At 30.2% G+C, this 21,392-nt stretch carries 26 protein-coding genes; 20 read left to right on the top strand and 6 right to left on the bottom strand.

What is annotated here, in order from left to right; translation table 11 throughout:
* Positions 1 to 24 precede the first annotated feature (24 nt).
* From ABY298_RS01855 to ABY298_RS01840, 4 genes are all read left to right on the top strand, one after another.
* Positions 25 to 354, top strand: coding sequence for a hypothetical protein (locus ABY298_RS01855; RefSeq protein ID WP_372744287.1), 330 nt, complete (start codon positions 25 to 27; stop codon positions 352 to 354).
* The gene (locus ABY298_RS01850; protein WP_372744286.1) at positions 344 to 985 is read left to right on the top strand and encodes a hypothetical protein; all 642 of its coding nucleotides are present in this window, start codon (positions 344 to 346) and stop codon (positions 983 to 985) included. Before ABY298_RS01855 ends, ABY298_RS01850 begins: the two co-directional genes overlap by 11 nt.
* Positions 957 to 2,651, top strand: a complete 1,695-nt coding sequence (locus ABY298_RS01845) for a hypothetical protein (RefSeq protein ID WP_372744285.1) — start codon at positions 957 to 959, stop codon at positions 2,649 to 2,651. The genes ABY298_RS01850 and ABY298_RS01845 overlap by 29 nt, the downstream gene beginning before the upstream one ends.
* Positions 2,652 to 2,734: 83 nt before the next feature.
* Positions 2,735 to 3,637 carry a hypothetical protein gene (locus tag ABY298_RS01840; RefSeq protein WP_372744284.1) on the top strand — a complete coding sequence of 301 codons (903 nt, stop codon included), beginning with the start codon at positions 2,735 to 2,737 and terminating at the stop codon, positions 3,635 to 3,637.
* 108 nt (positions 3,638 to 3,745) lie between these two features.
* On the opposite strand, the gene ABY298_RS01835 is transcribed toward ABY298_RS01840, so the two are convergent.
* From ABY298_RS01835 to ABY298_RS01815, 5 genes are all read right to left on the bottom strand, one after another.
* Positions 3,746 to 4,399, bottom strand: a complete 654-nt coding sequence (locus tag ABY298_RS01835; RefSeq protein WP_372744283.1) for an N-6 DNA methylase — start codon at positions 4,397 to 4,399, stop codon at positions 3,746 to 3,748.
* Complete coding sequence (locus ABY298_RS01830) at positions 4,392 to 4,760, bottom strand: ArdC-like ssDNA-binding domain-containing protein (protein WP_372744282.1); 369 nt, start codon at positions 4,758 to 4,760, stop codon at positions 4,392 to 4,394. Before ABY298_RS01830 ends, ABY298_RS01835 begins: the two co-directional genes overlap by 8 nt.
* Before the next feature lies 1 nt (position 4,761).
* The gene (locus ABY298_RS01825; protein WP_372744281.1) at positions 4,762 to 4,953 is read right to left on the bottom strand and encodes a SymE family type I addiction module toxin; all 192 of its coding nucleotides are present in this window, start codon (positions 4,951 to 4,953) and stop codon (positions 4,762 to 4,764) included.
* Entirely contained in the window at positions 4,937 to 5,167 is a 231-nt protein-coding gene (locus tag ABY298_RS01820; RefSeq protein WP_372744280.1) for a hypothetical protein, read from the bottom strand. The genes ABY298_RS01825 and ABY298_RS01820 overlap by 17 nt, the downstream gene beginning before the upstream one ends.
* 63 nt (positions 5,168 to 5,230) lie before the next feature.
* Positions 5,231 to 5,698, bottom strand: a complete 468-nt coding sequence (locus ABY298_RS01815) for a hypothetical protein (protein WP_372744279.1) — start codon at positions 5,696 to 5,698, stop codon at positions 5,231 to 5,233.
* 422 nt (positions 5,699 to 6,120) lie between these two features.
* Between ABY298_RS01815 and ABY298_RS01810 the strand changes: the two genes are divergently transcribed.
* The 16 genes from ABY298_RS01810 to ABY298_RS01735 all read left to right on the top strand — a co-directional run bounded on the left by ABY298_RS01810 (position 6,121) and on the right by ABY298_RS01735 (position 20,024).
* Positions 6,121 to 6,411, top strand: coding sequence for a hypothetical protein (locus ABY298_RS01810; protein ID WP_372744278.1), 291 nt, complete (start codon positions 6,121 to 6,123; stop codon positions 6,409 to 6,411).
* Positions 6,411 to 7,787 carry a hypothetical protein gene (locus tag ABY298_RS01805; RefSeq protein ID WP_372744277.1) on the top strand — a complete coding sequence of 459 codons (1,377 nt, stop codon included), beginning with the start codon at positions 6,411 to 6,413 and terminating at the stop codon, positions 7,785 to 7,787. Before ABY298_RS01810 ends, ABY298_RS01805 begins: the two co-directional genes overlap by 1 nt.
* 1 nt (position 7,788) lies before the next feature.
* Positions 7,789 to 8,739: a DUF6712 family protein gene (locus ABY298_RS01800; RefSeq protein WP_372744276.1), complete on the top strand. Its 951-nt coding sequence runs from the start codon at positions 7,789 to 7,791 to the stop codon at positions 8,737 to 8,739.
* A 4-nt stretch (positions 8,740 to 8,743) separates the two neighbouring features.
* Positions 8,744 to 9,058, top strand: coding sequence for a hypothetical protein (locus ABY298_RS01795; protein WP_372744275.1), 315 nt, complete (start codon positions 8,744 to 8,746; stop codon positions 9,056 to 9,058).
* The gene (locus ABY298_RS01790) at positions 9,058 to 9,957 is read left to right on the top strand and encodes a hypothetical protein (protein WP_372744274.1); all 900 of its coding nucleotides are present in this window, start codon (positions 9,058 to 9,060) and stop codon (positions 9,955 to 9,957) included. The genes ABY298_RS01795 and ABY298_RS01790 overlap by 1 nt, the downstream gene beginning before the upstream one ends.
* Before the next feature lie 2 nt (positions 9,958 to 9,959).
* A complete protein-coding gene (locus ABY298_RS01785; RefSeq protein ID WP_372744273.1) occupies positions 9,960 to 10,418 on the top strand; it encodes a hypothetical protein in 459 nt (152 codons plus the stop codon).
* 41 nt (positions 10,419 to 10,459) lie between these two features.
* Entirely contained in the window at positions 10,460 to 10,639 is a 180-nt protein-coding gene (locus ABY298_RS01780) for a hypothetical protein (protein ID WP_372744272.1), read from the top strand.
* Complete coding sequence (locus ABY298_RS01775; protein ID WP_372744271.1) at positions 10,636 to 11,013, top strand: hypothetical protein; 378 nt, start codon at positions 10,636 to 10,638, stop codon at positions 11,011 to 11,013. The genes ABY298_RS01780 and ABY298_RS01775 overlap by 4 nt, the downstream gene beginning before the upstream one ends.
* A gap of 36 nt (positions 11,014 to 11,049) precedes the next feature.
* A complete protein-coding gene (locus ABY298_RS01770; protein WP_372744270.1) occupies positions 11,050 to 11,208 on the top strand; it encodes a hypothetical protein in 159 nt (52 codons plus the stop codon).
* Between the two features lie 80 nt (positions 11,209 to 11,288).
* Positions 11,289 to 11,909 (top strand): DUF4468 domain-containing protein, encoded by a 621-nt coding sequence (locus tag ABY298_RS01765; protein WP_372744269.1) that lies wholly within the window; start codon positions 11,289 to 11,291, stop codon positions 11,907 to 11,909.
* A gap of 228 nt (positions 11,910 to 12,137) precedes the next feature.
* Complete coding sequence (locus ABY298_RS01760; RefSeq protein WP_372744268.1) at positions 12,138 to 12,428, top strand: hypothetical protein; 291 nt, start codon at positions 12,138 to 12,140, stop codon at positions 12,426 to 12,428.
* Positions 12,421 to 12,834 carry a hypothetical protein gene (locus tag ABY298_RS01755; RefSeq protein WP_372744267.1) on the top strand — a complete coding sequence of 138 codons (414 nt, stop codon included), beginning with the start codon at positions 12,421 to 12,423 and terminating at the stop codon, positions 12,832 to 12,834. The genes ABY298_RS01760 and ABY298_RS01755 overlap by 8 nt, the downstream gene beginning before the upstream one ends.
* Positions 12,835 to 12,888: 54 nt before the next feature.
* A complete protein-coding gene (locus ABY298_RS01750) occupies positions 12,889 to 13,104 on the top strand; it encodes a hypothetical protein (protein ID WP_372744266.1) in 216 nt (71 codons plus the stop codon).
* A 275-nt stretch (positions 13,105 to 13,379) separates the two neighbouring features.
* Complete coding sequence (locus tag ABY298_RS01745; RefSeq protein WP_372744265.1) at positions 13,380 to 17,174, top strand: phage tail tape measure protein; 3,795 nt, start codon at positions 13,380 to 13,382, stop codon at positions 17,172 to 17,174.
* Positions 17,174 to 18,226, top strand: a complete 1,053-nt coding sequence (locus ABY298_RS01740) for a hypothetical protein (RefSeq protein WP_372744264.1) — start codon at positions 17,174 to 17,176, stop codon at positions 18,224 to 18,226. The genes ABY298_RS01745 and ABY298_RS01740 overlap by 1 nt, the downstream gene beginning before the upstream one ends.
* Positions 18,204 to 20,024, top strand: coding sequence for a hypothetical protein (locus tag ABY298_RS01735; protein ID WP_372744263.1), 1,821 nt, complete (start codon positions 18,204 to 18,206; stop codon positions 20,022 to 20,024). The genes ABY298_RS01740 and ABY298_RS01735 overlap by 23 nt, the downstream gene beginning before the upstream one ends.
* On the opposite strand, the gene ABY298_RS01730 is transcribed toward ABY298_RS01735, so the two are convergent.
* Positions 20,016 to 21,140: a tyrosine-type recombinase/integrase gene (locus ABY298_RS01730; protein WP_372744262.1), complete on the bottom strand. Its 1,125-nt coding sequence runs from the start codon at positions 21,138 to 21,140 to the stop codon at positions 20,016 to 20,018. The two genes, ABY298_RS01735 and ABY298_RS01730, sit on opposite strands and share 9 nt — an antisense overlap.
* Positions 21,141 to 21,392 lie beyond the last annotated feature (252 nt).

Raw genomic sequence — 21,392 nt, 5'->3', positions numbered from 1 at the left:
AGAAAGTAAAAAAAGACCTAAACTATGAGCAATTACTTACAAGTATCGGAATTAAAGCTTTCGCAAGAACAATACGAACAAATTGAAGATATGGCTGCGTGTAACTACGCTCCTACTCAAATTGCTATTTATTTAGACTGCGACCAAAAAGAATTTTTGCGCCAATACCATAAGCCAGATAGTTTAGTGCGCTTTCATTATAACAAAGGAATTTTAACAGCTCAATTTGAAATAGATGAAAAATTGTTACAAAATGCCAAAACTGGTAATATTACCGCGAGTCAGGAACATAAAAAAGCCCAAGAAAAAAGGCTATTCGAAAATCAAAAATTACGAATCTTAAATGGAGAGTAAAAACGACCTCATAAAAGGCATCACACTATCAGATGTGTACGACTTTGTAGATAACGGAGATCCAAACAATGCGCCTGAAAAAATGGTAGTGTATTTGGACCTTATGGACAAAGTTCGTGGTATGCACCATAGGGCGTTTGATTATGGCTCAAAAGAATCAATTTTAAATCATTTAATAAAAGTTGAAAAATTAAGCAGGCACATTGCTACAAATCTATATTACAATTCCCTGGAGTATTTCTACGCATCACAACATTTATCTAAACAAGCGCAAAACAATGTGTATGCCGATAAAATTGATAGACTAATTGCTGTTGCTGAAACTGCAATTACAGATGTTAAAGATGCAAAAGCAGTTGTTTCAATGATAAAAGATGCGTGGTTGGTACGTGGTGGCGACAAAGAAGAAAAAGAATTTATTCCAGATGAATGGCTAAAAAAACAATTTGTACTCTACACTACAGATGCGTTAGAAGCTGGGATGCCTGCTATTAATAGAATTGAACTTAAAAAACAAATAGAAAGCTATCCAGAACTTTCAGAAAAAGAACGTCAGGCAATTATGCGTGAAGCGTTAATTGACGATATAATAATTTTCCCAGATGAGCAGGAGGACGCGCGTAAAGATTGATGAAAACGTAGAAGTACGTTTTGCTACTTGGCTAAAAATGATGGTGGACCTTATTGCTCCAAAAAACTTATTTTTAGTAGCTGGTAGAGCAACTGCTAAAACTACCGATATTTTAGCAGAACGATCAATGCGCATTTGCCAAGATATGCCAGGAGCGTATTTTGCGTTTGTTTCTGATACGTATGTAAATGCGTTAAAAAATATTATTCCTTCACTTATTGAGGGGTGGAAACGTAAAGGTTGGAAAGAAGGAATTGATTTTGTGGTTGACGCTCCTCCTCCAGCACATTTTAAATTACCATATAAAGCGCCTCAAACATACAAACATACCATTTCTACACGTTGGGGAAACTTTTTTATTTTAGTAAGTATGGACACGCCTACTTCGGCGGCCGGTAACTCTTACCAACATTTATTTGGTGATGAAACAAAATATTTAGATTTTGATAAAATTAAAAAGTTAACGCCTGCCCTACGTGGATATCCGCAATTTGGAGATTCAGTGTTTTATCGTGGAAGTTCCTTTACTACCGATATGCCTAATGTTATTGAAGGTGATTTCGATTGGATTTTCGATCGTGAAAAAGAAATGGATGTACAACAAATTAAAGATTGTTTAAGCGTAGCTATAACGTTAAATAATGTAAAAAAGGAGTTGTATAATGCTATTCGCGATAAAGACGCTAAAAAAGCATCGCTATTACAAAAACAAGTCATTCGTTGGATGATTGATTGGGTGCGTGTGCGTAAAGGCTCTACCTTATTTTATGTAGTTTCATCATTTGCTAATGCCGATATTTTAACGCCTGGTTATTTTAAAGATTCATTAGAAGCGTTAGGAATTGAAGAATTCAAAAGCGCTGTTATTAGTTTAAGGCCAACATTAAAAAAAGGCGAAAAGTTTTATATAAATTTAAATGATAGTCATTTTTATGAAGATGGAATTATAGCAAGTTATTACGATAAATTTAAAATTGGCGATAAGGTTGAGCAAAGTTCGTTAGCATTAAAATATATAGATCATAACAGAGAAATAGATGCAGGCGTAGACTTTGGAAGTATGTGTAGTATGGTTACTGGTCAAGATTTAGGTAAAACAGTGTATTTATTAAAAAACTTTTACACTTTGCCTCCTGAAAGCAGTAAAGAATTGGCGGAGCAGTATTTAAACTTTTACAAACATCACAAGCGCAAAGTATTAAATTTGTATTATGACCGTTCCGGAAATCAATATAGCTCTATACGTAGAGATTGGGTTTCAGAGTTGGCTGATTATATTGAGTATAAAGACGGTATTTCAACAGGTTGGACCGTAAACTTAATGAATAAAAATCAGGCTACCATAATGCAAGAAGAAGAATACAACTTAATGAAAAATATGTTGGGTGGTTATGATGAAAACTTGCCAGATGTAAAAATTGATAAGTTTGGATGTCGCGAATTAAAAAGCTCAATGGAACTCGCAAAAACAAAAATTAAAGTAAAGCCAAACGGTAGCAAAACAATACACAAAGAAAAATCATCCGAAAAATTAGCACACGTAAAATTGCCAATGTTAAGTACCAATATGAGTGATGGAGCAAAATATTTCTTCTTCCGCCCTAAATGGGTAAAAATAGCAATGAAACGTAAAATTACTAAAATGAGTGCGCCTACTGTGGGGTAAAAAAATTATTTGAAATATTTTAATAAATCTAAATCGAATATATTATATATATTTGATTGCACAAACATTAACCTTAATTTGCTATGTCAAAAAACAATCAATCTGTATTTGAATTTAGTTATGCAGGAGATAATTTTATTGATTTAAATACATTAATAACTTCTCAATTTCACTTTCTTGCTACTTTTAATGAGCTGCAAAAGGAACTATATCCGGATGCTTCTGTAAAAATAAAAGTAGGAGCTTTTAAAGAAGGTAGTTTTATTTTAGAGTTACTATCAGAAACAACTTGGTTAGAGAATTTGTTTAATCAGGATAATGTTGAAGTTGCAGGGAAGGTTTTAGGAGGGTTTGCGTCTTTGTTGGCTATTAGGAAAGCTTTGAAAGGCAAAAAAGCGGAAAAAGTAGAAGGTAAAAACGGAAATGTAGAAGTAACAATCGGAAATGGAAATAAAATAACTGTTAACAATGCTGTTTTTAATATATATCAAAATAGTTCAATTGTTAATAAAGCAATAGAAAAGAATTTTGAATTATTAAATAATGATACAGAAATTGAGGGTATTAAAATAACTGAAGTTAAAGGGAAAACTAAAAAAGATATTTTAAATATTGGTAGAGATTCGTTTGAAGATATATCAAAATCAAATGAATATCTTGATAAATCACAAACGGAAAACACTCTTTATAATGAGAGGGTATTTATTAAAAAGCCAAATTTATTTCCCCAAAAAAATAGAGTATGGATTTGGGAATTTATACATAGAGGTAGAGATATAAAGGCTAAAATTACTGACAATAAATTTTTAAAAGATATAAATAACGGATTGAGGGTTGGTCAAGGAGATAGATTAATAGTTGATTTAGTAGTATATTATAAATTTGACAAGAGATTTAATACATGGATTGAATCGAATAGATTTGATATAATTAAAATTCATAGTTTAGAAGAAAGGACAGAGGAAACGCAAGTAAAATTAATTTAAAAAAAGTTAAACTATCATAAAAAAAGGAGACTAACAATGTCGACTGAACACCCCGCCCGCTAGGGCGTTTTTTTTTTTTTTTACATTACAACAATAAAAAGACCTACATTAAGTAGGTCTTTTTATTAAAATTAAAGGAGTTTTATGCCTGTGAAAATCATAATTTATACTATAACTTATTCGTAAATTTTCGTTTCTTAAAGTGTCCATATTATGTACTTCTCCCCTAATTTCGTGTAAACACATATTAATTGCGGTCATTTTACAGCAAATAGGGTCAAGGTCTTGCGCTACAAAATAATTTCCATTTGCGTGGTGGTTACTGGCTAAAATAAAACGACCACTACCGGCGCACGGTTCGTTTATGGTTTTACCCCATTCGTTGGGTAGTTGTATTATTTTTGCAATCATTTCGCAAATTGGTTTTGGTGTAAAAAATTGACCAAAGGCGCTTTTTTTAGAATTACTTGCAAGTAGTTCGTAATAATCTCCGAGAGGGTCCGCCCAGCTTTCAGAAAATTTTGCTTTTACGTAAATTAAAATTAACTCCCCAAATAAGTTAGCAAATATATTTAACTCCTCTTTTTTGTATCGTTTTATAGTTTCAAAATAAAGTTGTTCCTCAGTTCCTCGCGCTAAACAACAAATTATAATAGTTAGTAAATCATCAAATAAAGTATATAAATCGTACTTATATTTAAAGCTAAAAAAAAGCGAGTTAAAACTTTTCAACTCGCTTTGTACTTCGTTGTTTTTAATCATGTTTAATTGGTTCTACTTGGTTATTAGAAAAGATAAAAGCCAACGGAAAAAATTTATATTGGTCTTTTTCCTCTGCGCTTGCTTGCTCTTGGCTTATATTTTCTCGCTTTCTTCCCCAAATTAAAAAGGCTTTACTTCCTTTTTTTACTTGGTAGCCTAACTCTTGCCAGCCTTTATAACTGTGAAACTCTGTATTATTATCATCTTTGTAAAAGTGATCAATAATAATATCATTTACTCTTAAACTGTCTATTGCTTCGGCTTGTTCCAGGGTTGGCGCTTTATTAATTAAATGTTGTTTTAATTCCCTGGCTTGTAAGGATAATAATTTTAATTGCTCTTTTTTGTCCTGTGCTCCCATTTTAAATAATTTTTGATATAATTAACTCGTTTTGTTTTACCTTAATTTGTACTTTTTCCCCTATTTCAAAACCTGCATTTTGTAGCCAAACTCCTTGAATTATAATTTTTGGTGTTTTAGTTGGCTTTTTCCAAATGTTTTTAAAATATTGTGAAGAAATAGTAAGCGTTCTAATGCTAAAAAATGTACTCATTAAAATCGCTTTTAGTGGTGTGTTGGTTTTCTTCAATAAAAAGGTTTGCAATTTCTTGCGCTTTGTTACGTGCGTTTGTTACTTTTCTTTTAAAATACTCATAGTCCGAGTAGTTGAAAACTTTTAAAAATCCTTTTTCATTTAGGTATCTTTTAACTTGTTCGGAAAGCAAAAAAGATTTAGATTTGTCTGTCTTAATAACTGTAAGTGTCATAAACTAATGTGTTAAGATTAAAAGCCCTTTTCTCGACAAAAAGGGCTTTCTTTTTGGTTAATATTAAATCACGAAATTTTTAACTTGCTCCTCTGTTTCTCCTAAAATATTGTTAAGAGTAGTTTCTAAAAGGTTTAAAGTTTCATCTATTATTTTAGAATTTGAAACCTCAAATTTGAAGCCTTCCGCATTTTCTAAATAAATTTTTTCTTTAGTTCCATCACTCGAAATTTTAAAGCGTTTCAATTCATCACTTTTAGTTTTTAAGTGCGCAAACTTATTTGTTAAAATTTTGAAGTTTTCCGCATTTTTTATACGTTCTTCTGCGCTTGGTGCAAAACTTTTAATAATTGTTTCGGTTTGTTTTTTTGTTTCTTCTGCGCTTATTTTTGCTGTTTTAACAATTTCTTCTTTTTTCACCTCTTTTTTAGGTGTTGCATTTTCCGTTTTTTTCATTTCTTCGGTAGGTTTAAGAGTTAATACTTTTTTTTGTGCGTTGCCATTATTAGGCGTTTGTTTTTGTGTATTCATAATACATAAGTTATTGATTATTAATACTTAAAGATACAAAAAAGTCATATAAAAAGCGACAAAAAGAGTGAAAATATTCAATAAAAACGCTAATTAATAATCATTCTAAATAAGTAAAAGTGCAATTTAAAATACAAAGGTTTGTATAGTTGCAAAAAACATAAAAACAACAAAAAGTTAAAAATCAATAAGTTAACCAAATCAAAAAAGGTTAACTTATTGATTGTTTAACAACTCTCCCCGCCACGCTGAAAATCGTCTTTGTATGTGCAAAAGAGTCTTTTTATAGATATATGATTGAGAGAGCGAGCGACAAAACCAATCAACTAAGCTCTCTTTCCTTGTTAAACAGTGATATTGTTCATGTCTTAAATGTAATAGTATGTTGATGTAAACTTGTACTAATGCAAATGCAATACACAATGAGTAACAACCAACCAATAAAGCTACACGAAGCATTACAACGAATGCGAGAGTTAACCGAACTAAACATTCCATTTTCTTTTGGTTTCTACACTTGTAATACAACCAATGGTACATCAGATGGATATAAGGTAGTTAGTAAAGGATTGTTACGTGTGGGCTACAGAGATAACCAAAGTGGTAAGGCTAACGTGTTGATTGGTTATATAGATGTTCAAAAGGAAGATAAGAACAGATGGTTCTACATTCCATTATTAATGATGTTTAACGGAGTAAAAGTAATACCATAATGAATATAGAATATATAGGTAAAGATGCCATTGTTACTGGAGATAATATGGCCTACACATTTCAAGTGTCGGAATCCCCAAGGGATTTTGCGAGCTTCAGAACTTCTCAAGATACGTTGGATTGGGTTGATAAAGACTATCATATTGGAGATTGGCGAATACATCCGTATGGAGATAATAATAATCTTCCTAAAGAAATACAACGTGTAATACAGGCTAACTCAGACGCTCCTGGGATGTTAAAGCGTAAGTCAGGTTTATTGTGGGGTAAAGGGCCTAAATTATATAGAGAGGCTATTGATAAAGATAATCAGTTTAATAAAATGTGGACTGAAGATAAGGATGTTCAAAAATGGTTAGATAGTTGGGATTATGAAGGGTACTTAATGAAAAGCGCTGTTGACTTCTCTTATATTGAAGGATCATTTTCAAAAGCTTATATAAATAGAGGTGTAAGGATAGGAAAAGGAGAAATGGTATCAAAGCTTGAGCACGTAAGTGTTGATAGAGCTCGTTTAGCTTCATTGTATGAAAATGCTACCAGAAATCCAACGCATATAGTTGTTACTGATTTTTCATTTGAAACATTAAACTCTTTGTTGGATATGAAAGTATATCCAATTTTTGATTTTAAAAACCCTTTTAAATATAAAAATGCTATTTATTACAGTAATATGTACAGTTTCTGTGCAGATTATTACACTGTACCAGATATTTACGGAACGTTAGAATGGATTAGACGCTCCAATGCAATTCCGTTAATATTAAAAGCGCTCTCAAAAAACAGTATTAATTTAAGTTACCACGTAGTTTCTCCGCAGGAGTTTTGGGATCAAGCGGAAGAAAGATTAAAAAACAACTGTGGAGAAAGGGGAATTACCTACAACGATAAAATGTTGGCTGATTATGAGCAACAATTGTTAAAAGGTGTTTCAAAAGTACTTTCTTCTGAAGAAAACACAGGGAAATTTTGGCATACTAAAAAATCATTTACCGTTGATGGAACTAACCTAATTGAGCACGGTTGGGAAATTAAACCAATTGATCAAAAGTTAAAAGACTTTGTAAAAGCGCAGGTTGATATTTCTGATCATTCAAGTTTAAAAATATCTACAAGTATTGGAGTGCATTCAGCAATTAGTGGTTCTGGTGAGCAAACCAAAGTAAATAGTGGGAGCGAGCAAAACAATGCGCTTCAAAATTACTTATTAACTCAAAATGATATTCCGGAAAGTATTGTAATGAAAATGATGAATTATGCATTGCGTGTAAATTTTCCTGAGAAAAATTTAAAAATGGGTTTTTATCATGTAGGTGTAAAAAAACTACAAGACACAACTCCTTCTGAAAGACCGTTAAACCAAAATCCAAACTAAAATGAAACTACTTTTTAATAGTGATGATACACTAGCTACAGCGGAACTTAAAGAATTATTAGGTTTTATTGATGCGGATATAAAATTTGCAAACATTCGTTCCAAAATAATAACAGCAACTAATGATGTTATTGCTGTAGTTGGAAAAGAAATGTATGATTTAGCGGTGCTTGAATACGAAAAAGCTCCAGAGGCAGAAAATAAAAATAAAGATCTAATTTTTTCAATGCGCAATCCAATAGCTATTCAAGCGTATAGATTGTTTGCTCCTCATAACGATTTAAGTCATACCAATAAAGGACGTCTTAACAGATTAGAAGATAAGGAAAAAACGGCTTTTGAATGGATGATTGATAAAGACGATAAAGCGTTGGAGAAAAGTTATTACCGCGCTATGGATGATTTAATAATGTATTTAGAATCATCTATTGAAGCGTGGGAAGAAACCGAAGCTTACAAAAAAACACATTCGCTATTTATTAGTACAGCCAATGAGTTTGATGATATTTTCCCAATAGGAAATTCTCGCTTACTATTTTTAAAATTAGCTCCTGGTATTCGCAGATGTGAAGATAATAATATAAAGGCACGCATTGGTGAAGCTTTATATACTTCACTAAAAGAAGATCCTTCAACCAATAAAGATTTAGTTAAAAAAATAAAAGAAGCGTGTGTATATAGTTCAATGGCTTGGGCTATGCGCCGTTTGTCTGTGCAGCTATTTCCTGAAGGCGTATTGCAAGGTTTTGTATCTGAACGTATGACAATCAACGCTAAAAAAGCACCTGAATACAACGAGCCGTATGCGGTTGCACATTATTTTGAAGCAGATGCAAAAGAAATCTTCAAAGAAATTGAAACAATTATTTACCAACTAAATAAATTACCTGATGAAGTTATTGAGCCAATAACTTTTAATCCAGATTCAAACGATAAATTTTTAAGCACCTAAACAAATGAAAAAATTAATTAAAACCATCCAAACATTTTTTATCTCAATTTTAAGTTACAATAAATATTTAAAATTTTATTTCATCAATAAAAAATTAAAAAAAGCCGTAACCAATAAAACCAAAGAGCGTTTAAAACTTCGTTATGAAATTACAACGCTCATTAAAAAATATACAAAGTGGGATAAGGATAATGTTTCAAAATACATTCCTTTAGATGAAAAAACAAAAGCAGAAATTCGCTTTCAGGTAGATTTAAAATTTGGTAAGCAAATGAAAGCTTTAAATGTAAAATTAAATTCTAAACTACAAGTTGTATAATGCATACTGTTGAAATTCCAGATAAAAACATAAAAATATACGTTCCAGAGCATTTAGGCGAATGCTCTGCAGAACAGTATATAAATATGTGCAACTTGGCTTTTAAATTTATAACCAATCAAATTAATTATACCGAGTTTAAAACGCACGGCATTTATTATTTATTGAATATGGTCCCAAGCCAAAAAGTAGATGAAGCTACTGAAATACAAAAATTTAGCAATTTAAGTTTGTTGGCAGATTTGGTAGATAGCTTTTTTGAAACCAATGAAGAAGGCACTGTAAAAACAATCAAACAATTTTACATCAACAATCCTATTTATAAAATAGTTGGAGCTTCCAAAAATTATTATGGTCCATCCAATGAATTTAATAATGTAAAGTTTGGAGAATATGTAGATGCGCTTTCTCATTTTGCCGATTTCCACGAAACTGGCGAAACACAGTATTTATATTTGTTAATGGCAACGTTTTACCGAGAAAAACGCTCAAAAAAATTAAGTAAAGAAAAGTTTACAAAAGATATAAGAGTAGTCTACAACTCTGAAAGAGTTGATAAACTGGCAAAAGTTTTTAGAGTCCAAAACATTGGCGTGATTTACGGATTTTACTTACTCTTTGCCAGTTTTCAAAAATATTTAACTACAGCAAAATTATATGTGCAAGGCAAAGAAATTGATTTATCCATTCTTTTTGATGGCGAAGAAACTATTGAAAGTGATATACCAGGCATTGGAATGAAATCTACATTATACACCATTGCTGAATCTGGTATTTTTGGAACCTTAAAAGAAGTAAGAAATACGCCTTTGTGGGAAGTGTTAATAAGAATGTATGACATTCGTAAGCGCGATTTAGATGCTATTGCGCAACAAAAAAAACTTGAAAAAACAACCTAATTATGCTATTAATACCTGATTTTAGAAACTATGTTGAAAGTATAAAAACGGCTTTTAACCAAATTGAAAGGCACGAAGTTGTAATTGACGATACGCAATTGTCTCGTTTTTTGGAAGCGATCCCAGATGATAATAAATACATAGTGTTAGGTATTTTACCAAAGCACAATCCTGTTGGTGATGTAGATAATATTCAATCTATTGATACAGCTTCTATATTAATATTGAAAAAAGTAACACGGTCCGACCAAACACACAACAATTTTTTAGAAACATTTGAGGAAGCACAAACAATTACCAGGAATGTAATTTTAAAAATGCGTGCCGATTATTTAAATGAAGAGGAGTTTTGTACTGTAATGAAATTTTTGTCAATTGAAAGTATAGATGTAAATCCAATTTGGGGCTTATTTGGTTGCGATGGTTACCAAATAGATTTTCAATTAAAAACACATTTTTAACAAAATAATGTCGTATATTAGTAGACAAATTAACACTAATTATGACAGCAGAACAAATAACCGAATTATTTAACCAAGAAGTTGCAAAAATAGATTTTGGTAAACGTGCCGGAATAGATCGCCGTAACGTTTATAAATACCGAAATAGCACAAATATTAGTTTAGGAACAATGCTTCAATGTTTGTATAAAGCAGGAGCAATAACTATACAGCCAAAATGAGTTTATTAGAAGAAAGGCAAAAAACATCAAATGCCATTTTAGAAGGACGTTTTATTGCAAAAGTACTTAATGAAAACGCACAGGAAATTGATAAGGCAATTACGGCTAAAATAAGTGGTTTTAGTTCTTCTTTTTGGAGCGATCGTAATTTTGCGGTACAAAACACAACCTTGGTTTATACAACAAAGTTGCAGCATAGGTTTTTGGATATGAAAACGCGCCAGAAAAATGGAACTATTAATCGTAAAAAAAATTATGCAATACATAACAAGCCTATATTTGGCCATTTAAACAATATTATTCGCGAGTTAAACTTTGGATTTACTGAGGCTATTAAAAATGATTTAACAAAACTTGATAATACAAATATTTAAGTGAACTTTTAACTTGTATAATTTAATAAAAATAAAATGAAAAGATTACAAGTAAAAAAAAGTGAAACAATTGCTATGGTTAAAGAATTGAATGATATGTTCGAAATTTATTTAGATACAGAAATTGCCAGTGATACAAACGACCGCAGAAACAAACTAAACGCTATAAAACATTTAAACAGTATATTTAGTTAACCAACCTAACTTTTTAAAACCTTCATTTATTGAAGGTTTTTTTTTACTTTTATACCTTAATCAATAAACAATAAATTTATATGAAAAAGCACGCATTTATTTTAATGGCGCTTATGCCTATTTTATCTTTCTCTCAATTAGTTTTAAATGAAACTAAAACAGATGTTATTTTTGAAAAAATTTATGAGGTAAACAAAACTAAAAAAGAAATTCATCAAAAAGCAATGGAGTGGATTGCTATAAACTTTAAAGATGCCAATGAAGTAGTAAAACTAAATACAACTGAAAAAGTTATAACAAAAGGAAATTTTAATTTAGATGTAAGTAGTCATCAATATTCGTTTGTAGCTACAATTAAATTTATTATGGAAATTTCATTTAAAGAAAATAAGTATAAATTAAATATGAATAGTTTTAATGCTTCAATTGATCAAAATGAGGTTGGTTTATATCAATACTTTTCTAATTTAGATTTTAATAATTTCGTTAAATTTTATGAAAAAACTAGGGATGAAGCAAAGGATAAATTTACTAAAAAATATATGGATAAATTATTAGCAAATGAAAATGAATTAAAATCGCAATATGAAAATTCATTAACAACTTCAAATAAATTTACAAAAGGATCTTCTAATAGAGTAGAAACTATAGCAGATGATTTATTTAATTACATAAATTCTAAAACGGATAATGATTGGTAAAATCCAATAGTTCTAAACCTCTAAAACCTGCACGTGCAGGTTTTTTTATGCAAACGCACATTGTTTAAAATAAATTTATATCTTTGCTTTGTCAAGTAATAACGAAATTATGATTTCAAAACAAATTTTTATTAATACAGCCTATGAGAGCGATGGTGAAAGTCCATTACCAACTACGTTTCGTTGTTGCTTGACTCCACTCATAGGTCTTTTAAATATTCAAAAGTTATGTCAAGCAACAACGGAAAAAAGAACACAGTAAACACGCAACAATTACCTTTTTATAAGGAATTATCACAGGATTTTTTAACCTACTCTAAACAAGAAGCGTTAAAAAATGTAAAAAATTACAATGATTTATTTGATTTGTATTTAGATACAGAAATTGCCAGTGATTTAGAGCTGCGCCGTAAAATGCTACATTCAAAAATTCAATTAAATGAATTGGCAAGCATTATTAAAAGCTTTAAACCTACAGAAATAGAAAGCGAATCTTTAATTTTAGTGGGTAATGAGTAAGTTTCCAACCATTACAGTTAAGTTTCTAGGAAATAAAACTGTTATTTTTAAAAATGTTTCAATTGAAGATATTACCTATAAATTATTAAAAACGGACTCGTTTTTTAATTTGCAACCAATGCAAATTCAGTTTAATACAGGTAAAAAATTGTATTTTAATAAAAATAATTTTAGACAATTTTTGTCAAAAGCTATAACTTTACAAGAACTAATTGAAACTACTGAAACCGAAGGTTTGTACCGTAATAATGAAACTGTTGTTTTTAAAAATAAATTAGATGTAGATCCAGGGGCATTATGGAGCAAAAAAGGCAATCAATTATTTTTAATAGATGATGATTGGAATATAAATGTAAAATTTAACCAACAGCAGTTTAAAGAAGAGTTTCCTTTAAATTGTGTTTAACGCATAAGTTTATGGCTTGTGCGATTAAGAAGTAAAAATTTTAAAATTAAAAAAATGAAACTAAAAGAAGAAGATTTAGAAAAGATTATTGAAATAATAAAAGAAGAAGTTGCAACAGACTTTGGCATTGACGACGCTATAAAATTAGGAGGAACAAAATGGGATTACGCTATGCTTTTATGGAGTAGAACAAAAAAACAGATTCTTATGTATGAGGAAGTTAGTAAAAAGGCTTTTTTGTATGGAGTAAAATTTAAGCATAAGCTATAAACGCAGTTAACTTTTAGTTTTTGAGAAGAAAACAACCGTTAATCGGACTGGCAAAAACTTAAACAAACACAAAATTAGATTTGTGGTTAACACATCGGACAAAAATTACATTTAACTAATGATGAAAACACGGTGAAGCGTAGCGAAATCTGTTTTATGAGTAGTTAAACACAGTTTCGTTAATAATATTACAAAGCCACTACAATTTAGTGGCTTTTCTCATGTCTTAAAATTAACAATTGTTTGTGCTAATCTTGATTAAAATTATCAAGGGTATGGCTAAAACAATTTCAGACGAAAACATTCGCTTAAATCTTATAATCAACGGCAATGCTGCGCAAAAGGAATTGTTAGATTTAGAGAAAAAAACACGCGAATATACCAAAGCAAACAAAGAACTTAGCGAGGCTCGAAAAAAATTAGTAGCCGAAGGCAAAAAAGAAAGTCAGGAATACAAAAATCTTTCAAAAGAAATGAAAGAAAATTCCAATGCCATAAAATTAAATAAAGCTCGTATGGAAGAGCTTCAAAAGGAAATTGGTATTACTGGTTTAACAATGGCGCAGCTAAGTAATAAAGCTAAATTATTAAAAATTCAATTATTAAACGCTGTTCCTGGTGGCGAAGCTTACGCAAAATATAAATTAGAGCTAAAAGAAGTTCAAAACCGAATGAATGAGTTGAGCGGTAAAGCTGTTCAAACAAAACTATCCTTATCCTCATTGGCAGATGGGTTTAATAAATATGCTGCTTTAGGAGCTTCGGTAATTGCTGCCGGAACTGGTATTGTATTTTCATTACAAAAAATGATAGATTACAACGGTAAACTATCAGATGCGCAAGCCGATGTAATGAAAACTACAGGGCAAACAAAAGATGAAGTAGATGAGTTAACCAAATCTTTTGGAATGTTGCTAACAAGAACTTCAAGAATAGATTTATTAAAAATAGCAGAAGAAGGTGGACGAATTGGTATTTTAAAAGAAGATATTGGCGCTTTTGTTGAAGTTATGAATAAAGCAAACGTTGCTTTAGGCGATAGCTTTACTGGCGGTGTTGAAGAAGTGGCATCTAAATTAGGTAAATTAAAATTACTTTTTAATGAAACTAAAGAAATAGGTGTTGAACAAGCTTATAATGCAATAGGTTCTGCTATTAATGATTTAGGCGCAAACGGAGTGGCTACAGAATTAAATATTGCAAATTTTGCTACAAGAGTAGGTTCGTTACCAGACGCTTTAAAACCTTCAATTTCACAAGCGTTAGCATTAGGAGCTGCTTTTGAAGAAAGCGGAATTGAAGCGGAAATTGCTGGGCGTGGTTACAATATATTTTTAAAACAAGCTTCAACGGAAAGCGATAAGTTTGCTAAAGTAATGGGAGTTACAAAGCAAGAAGTTGAAAATATGATAAATACAAATCCAACAGAATTTTTCTTAAAATTTTCTGAAGGATTAAAAGGAATGAATGCAACTGAAACCGCAAATACATTACAATATTTAGGAGTTAATGCAGAAGGTGCAAATAAAATTGTTGGAGCTGCCGGAAATAATATTGATAGGTTTAGAGAATTATTAGATTTATCAAACAAATCAATGTTAGATGCCAACTCTTTAACTAATGAATACACTATAAAAAATAACAATTTAGCCGCTACATTAGATAAGGTTAAAAAGAAAATGTACGGTTGGTTCTCATCTGAAGGATTAGTTGCTTGGTTAGAATCGGCTGTAGGCTGGTTTGCTAAATTTATTGGAGCTACTGATGATGTTGATGGTAAAACTACTGTTTGGCGAAACCGTTTAATTGCCTTAATAAAAACAGTATTGGTTTTAACAACTTCTGTTTTATCGTATAAAGCAGGACTACAACTTGCTACTTTATGGACCGATAGCGCATATAAAGCTACTGCATTGTATAATTTAGTACAAAAAGCAACCACTTTAACTACAAACTTTTTAACGGCTGCAACGTTATTAGGTCAGGCTGCTTTTTTTGCGTTAACAGGTCAACTAGCTTTGGCGCGTACCGCTATGATAGCTTTTAATACGGTAGCAAAAATATCTCCTTGGGGTTTAATTTTAGGTGTTATAGGTGCTGTAGTAGCTTCGTATGTAGCTTTTTCTGAAAGTTCAGAAAAAGCAGCTACAAAACAAAGCTTATTAAATGATGCTTTAAAAGAAACTTCTAAAAATATTAATACAGAAAAAGAAGAATTAAAACTGCTATTAAAAATTGCTCGAGATGAAACGCAATCAAAAGAACAACGCCAAAAAGCAATTGATGAATTAAATAAGCGTGTGCCAGAATATAATAATAATTTAACTATTGAAAGTGCTAAAACATTAGATGCAACCAATAAATTAAATAAATACATTGAAGCAAAAGAGCGTGAAATTTTAGCAGATATTTTATTAAACGATTGGAAAAAGAAACTAGCAGCTCAAAAAGATGCTGAAAATTCTAGTTTAGAAGAAAATATAAATTGGTTAGAGCGTACTTGGAGCGCAATGAAAACAGGCGGGCAGTTTTTTGCGATGGAACGCGCAAATGTTGAAACTGCAATTGAAAATAAAGTAAAATTAATAGATGTTACCAAACAAGAAGCGGAATTAGCTAAACAATTATATGAAGAGCAATTGAAAAAAAATTCAGCTGCTGGTGATGATAAAAACACGCCTAAAGGACCAAGTGAAGGTGATACACAAGAAATTAACGGAGAAACATACGTATTTAAAGGTGGTAAATGGCAAAAGTTGCAAACTTATAAACCAGTTGATGATAATACGCAGGAGTCAAAAGAAAAACGCTTAACAGAATTTATAGCTAAACAATATGCTGAACGTGAAATGGCACATAAATCTGCTTTAGAAAAAGATTTAGCCCAAATAGATGAAAAGTATAGAGCTGAACTTAAAATGGCTGAGGGTAACAGTGAATTAACTAAACAGTTGTTAGATTTAAAAGAAACAGAAAAGCAAGATTTAATTTTACAGCGCACGCAAGAGTTTGAAAATAAAAAGAAAGAACTTCAAAATCAGATTGATTTACAAAATATAACGGAGCAGGACATTGCTGATCAGTTAAAATTAGAACAGCAGTTAGAAAAAGAATTAGCAGAACTAGAACATTTAAGTTATACAGAACAACAAAAAGCTGATTTAAAGTTAAAAATAATTGAAAAATATAATAATGATGTAAATAAATTATTAGATAAAGCAGCTGCCGAAAGATTAAAAAAACAAAAAGCAGCCGATTTGATTGAAATTAATTTTGAAAAAGAAAAAGCCACTCTAAAGCTAGAGTTAGCTAACCAATTAGGCACAGCGCTAATTGGTATTTTGGGAAATTCTTTAGGTGCACAATTAGCAGCCATTGCATTAAATGCAGTAATAGAAATTGCGAAGTTAAAAATAGCAACTTCAGCAGCGCAACAAATTAATTTAGCTAACGCTGTAGCTTCTGCTCCACCTCCTTTAAATGCGCCAGCAATTGCCGCTGCAGGAATTCAAAATGCTGCATTAGGCGCTTCTTCAAAATTAAAACAAACTGGCATTATTGCTAGTGCTGCAATTGGTGGTTTAGGCGCCTTACTTTCTAACAAAAAAACAAAGGGGTATGAAAAAGGTTTATACCCAGTAACCAGGGAACAAGACGGAAAACAATTTAACGCAACTTTTGGCGGACAAACAACTAGCGGAATGGTAGGTAAACCAACTGTATTTATGGCTGGTGAAAACGGACCTGAAATGATAATAGATAGCAATGCTTACAAACAAATAAACCCAAATATTAAGTATGCGTTACATCGTGAAATTGCACGTGTAAAAGGCTTTGAAAGCGGTTATTATAATGAAAATGCTAAAAACAAAGAATTTACAGAAACTTCAACAGCAAATAATGAAATGATGTCTATTGTTTTATCAGTTGTACAAGAAAATACTGCTATTATGAAAGATTTAAAAGAATCTGGAGTAATTGCATATATGAGCAGAGATTTAAAAAACGCCAAATTAATAAAGGAAGATATTGATGAGTATGTATCATTCCGCAATAAAAATAAAATGTAATGAATATACCTTATAATACAACTGATTTTGCTTTCACGTTAGATGATAGTCAATTTTTAAATATTTCAACAGTAAATGAAAATACCTATTTTACATTAGAAATGGTTGTAAAATATTACGATTTTTATAGCGCTATTGAAAAAACTGAAACATTAAATTATAAAATACCATTGTTTCAAAAAGCAGCGCAATTTAACGTTGGTAGAATCATTCATAGGTTATTAAGCAATATTCAACAATTAAATAATACTGAACCTCAGTATAAAACAGCACTTGTTAAAATAACTTTGCAAGAATTTGCTTTTAATGATTCCGAAACTGTTGTTTCATCAGAAATAGTAGACGGAATTCAATTTATTGCAGGGTTTAAACCAAATTTAATTGAAGGAAACTTTGCTATTTTAAATAGTAATATTGAAGCTTCAAGAGTTACTCCTAATGGAATAACAAATATCAGTTTTTTATTACCTACAGGAACACATCAATTAGAATTATCTAAAAATAATGTTGTTTTAAATACTGAAACTATTGTAATAACAAGCTTAAATAATGTAATTACAAAGCGTATAAAAGTAAGTGATTACAACGCAACGCCTGGTGATGTGTTTAAATACCTTATAAAAACAAAAGATGTTTTTAAAAATATAGTTGTATTTCCAAAACAACCACGCTCTAATCAATTATTTTTTATTAATGAATTTAAGTTATTAGATACCTTAGAGTGTACTGGAGAATATAGTTTTCCAATAAAATATAATCAAACAACTAAAACGTATAAACGCAATTGGGTAAATGTTGATGAAGTAATACAAACAACTAAAGAAAATTCATTTAATATAAATACAGGTTGGGTATTAAAATCAGACATAGTTACAATGGATAGTTTAATGCTTTCAAAAAAAGCCTGGCTATTTATAAATGAAAATGAAGTTATTGAATTAGTGCCTATTCCCAAAAAAATAGATCCACTAACCAGTGATAAGTTTTTATATGAATATGATTTAGAATTTAAAATAAATAAAACTTCAGATGCACAAAATTATACACTCTAAATTTCAACTAGATTTAACAAAGTATAAAGTTTCTATTGTAAAAGAAAACCATTGGTTTTCTGATCAGTTCTTTACAAAATATACATTTCCATTTAATGTGTATTTAAACGAAGAATTAATCAAGGTTTTTGGAAATTTATTAGACGATACTAATTTATTTACAGAAAATTATTTTGAAGTGCTCTATGTTTTTGGTAATAAAATTGAAGCTGCTATTTTTGAAATAACAAACCAAAAGGGTTTGAATTTAACAACAAATGTGCGTTTTGGTTTTGATGAGCTACCAAATTGGAATAAAAAATTAACAGATTTACCACTTCAAAAAACTACCATTGTAGATATTTATGCACACGCAAAAACAATTATACCACAAACGTGGCCCAATGTAAATTATAATTTTCCGCAAATACATACCGATAAATATGATACTACGGAAGATACGTGGCAAACGTTTTTAAAAATAATAAATAATTACAATGGAACAGATTTTTTACAAAATACATTTGATCCTGGTAATTTTGGGAATAGAAATATTATGCAACCACTGCCTTATTTTCTTCATATTTTAACGGAAGGGTTTTTAGAAGCCGGCTACACTTTAAAAGGAGATGTTACTACGGATGAAACTTTTAAGCAATTATGTTTGTTTACTGATTTAGATTATTTTATATCAGTTGCATCAGAAGAGCAAAACTTTATCGTGAAAAATACTGACTATGTTTCAATAGGAAGTTTTACAATGGCTAATTATTTACAAAACATTACCGTTGAAAAAAGCAAGCGTTATAAAATAACAGGGAAATGTACCTATAAAAATGCATCTTCAGAAAGCGAACAATTTTCATTTATAAAAATTGAATATAGAGGTAATATTGTTTTTTCAAGAACGCAAACTAGTTATAAGCGTTCAGACTTAACTAATACAACATTTGATATTGATGTCACTTTTGATACCGCTGATGATTTGTCAGACCATACTGTTGTACTTACGGCTTATAGTTTAACAGGTACAACTGTTTTTAATATTTTTGATGTAAAAATTGAGAGAGTTGTTTTAGAAAGTGATGGTAATCCGGATGAAATAAATTTGTATAATGATATTGATTTAACTAAAGTAGTTCCGGATATTACCTTTGGAAGTTTTGTTACAGTTGTAAAAAATTGGTTTAATATAGATTTAGACATTGTTGGAAAAGATATTTATATGAATTTTATTGAGAATGAAATTAATTATAATGATGCTGAAAATTTAGAATCTGTTGAAGTTTTAGAACCTTACAAAACATTAAATTCAAACATGTCTTTTTTACTAGAATTTAAAGAGCCTCAAGAAGTAGATATTGTGAAATTTGATTCAATATTTCATAATGCAGTAAACTACTATTTAGGTAAAGAAAAGGTAACTGATGACACTAATAAAATAACAATTAATGCATTGCCATTACCTCAAAAATATATTAATGGAATAGAAACTGCCTATGCTTTTGAAAATGGAGGGAACAATGAAATATACGCAGTGCTTTACAATGGAGTAAATGCTGCTGGACTAAATTTAACCAAAGATGCGCAGCCAATATTAATACCGGCTGTGCATTTAAAACATTATAAAAATTGGATTGAATTTAGAATTAATGCAGTAAATTATAAATGGTCATTCTCAATGTTTGCAGAAAAATTATCGAAAATTAAAAATAAAATATACGCATACAGTAGATTTCATATTATTAAAAATTTAGAAATAACACAAATAGATGAAGATTTATTTGATGTTGATATTGAAACAGAAACACTAAAATAAATTATCTAATAAATGTATGCTTTCGTTAGCTTCTGCTGAAACGATATGAACATAAATCATAGTTTGAGATATATCACTATGGCCAAGCAGCATTTGTAACTTCTCTACCCTGCCACCCATTCTTAAAAAAGAAGTTGCAAATGTATGTCTGGCTACGTGAAAAGAAATCTTTTTACGTATTCCAAGTGTCTTAAAAATAATTTTTAATTCCCTATTAATATATTGATTTGTAAGTTTCGTTTTAAATAACTCTGGGCATTTTGTAACAATTTCACGCGCTTTAGAATTTAAACTAATTACCTGATCTTTAGAAGTTTTATTGGTTTTAAACTCAATGTATTCTGCATTTTTATTTGGTCGTTCTAAATCCATAATATCACTAAAGCGTAAACCGGTCATACAACCAAATAAAAAATATCCAATAATTAATTTATGTGAATCAATTATAAATTCAGAGTTATAGAATTTATAAATACGTTTTAATTCTGTTGGATTTAATGATATTCTATTTCCTTGTGTAGAACCGCTTTTAATATCTTCTAAGTTACAAGGCATTTTAATGCCGCTTTTTTGTGCAATTCTCAAATATTTTTTAATTCCAATAATATTTGAATTTATTGTTGTAGTTGCGTTATTTAAAGAGCGAAGATGTTTTCGGTATTTTTCAAACCATTGGTCATTAATTTCTGTAAATATAATTTCATCATTATAATCCTTCAATTTTTTTAGAACAGATTTATATCTTTTGTATGTTCCTATTTTTAATGTTGGTTTTTCTTCTTTTAAGGCGTGTTCAAAAAAGGCACAAAAATTTACGCGTGGCAAATCTTCTATCATCTCCTTTTTCAAAATAGACGGAGTAAGTACTATTTCAGATAAACGATATACTGTTTTAATGTTTGTAACCTTACCTTCAATATTGTCTAATATTAAATTAATATCAATAAAACGAGGGTTTGAAGGTTTTAAACGTTGTTTTTTAGCGTCCCAGTTTAAAGGGTTTACTAAAATATCTAAATTAATACGCTCACGTTGACTATTTCCTGATACATGCAAGTATAAAGGAGATAATTTTTCACTGTTTTTATAATTTCTAAGCACAAATTTTGTTTTCATTGACACATAAATTTTGTTTGTGTCAACCCTTGTGTCAAAAATAGCTTCTGAAGTGTTCATTTAAAAAATTGGATTTATTGAGTTAAAAAAATAAAGTGCTAAAACATAGCGTTTTAACTATGCAATAGCACTTAGTTTTTTTGGTTAACTCAACCAATTGTGATCGCGACAGGATTATTTTTAAACAATTAATACACAGGTTAACAGTTAGTTATATATTATTCGTGGCTATTTTGTGCCAAAACACTCCTT

Origin of the sequence: Lutibacter sp. (genome assembly GCF_041596795.1) — a bacterium.
Lineage (GTDB): Bacteria > Bacteroidota > Bacteroidia > Flavobacteriales > Flavobacteriaceae > Lutibacter.
Note: the sequence above shows the minus strand (reverse complement) of the source record. Positions and strands in the feature narration are given on the sequence as shown.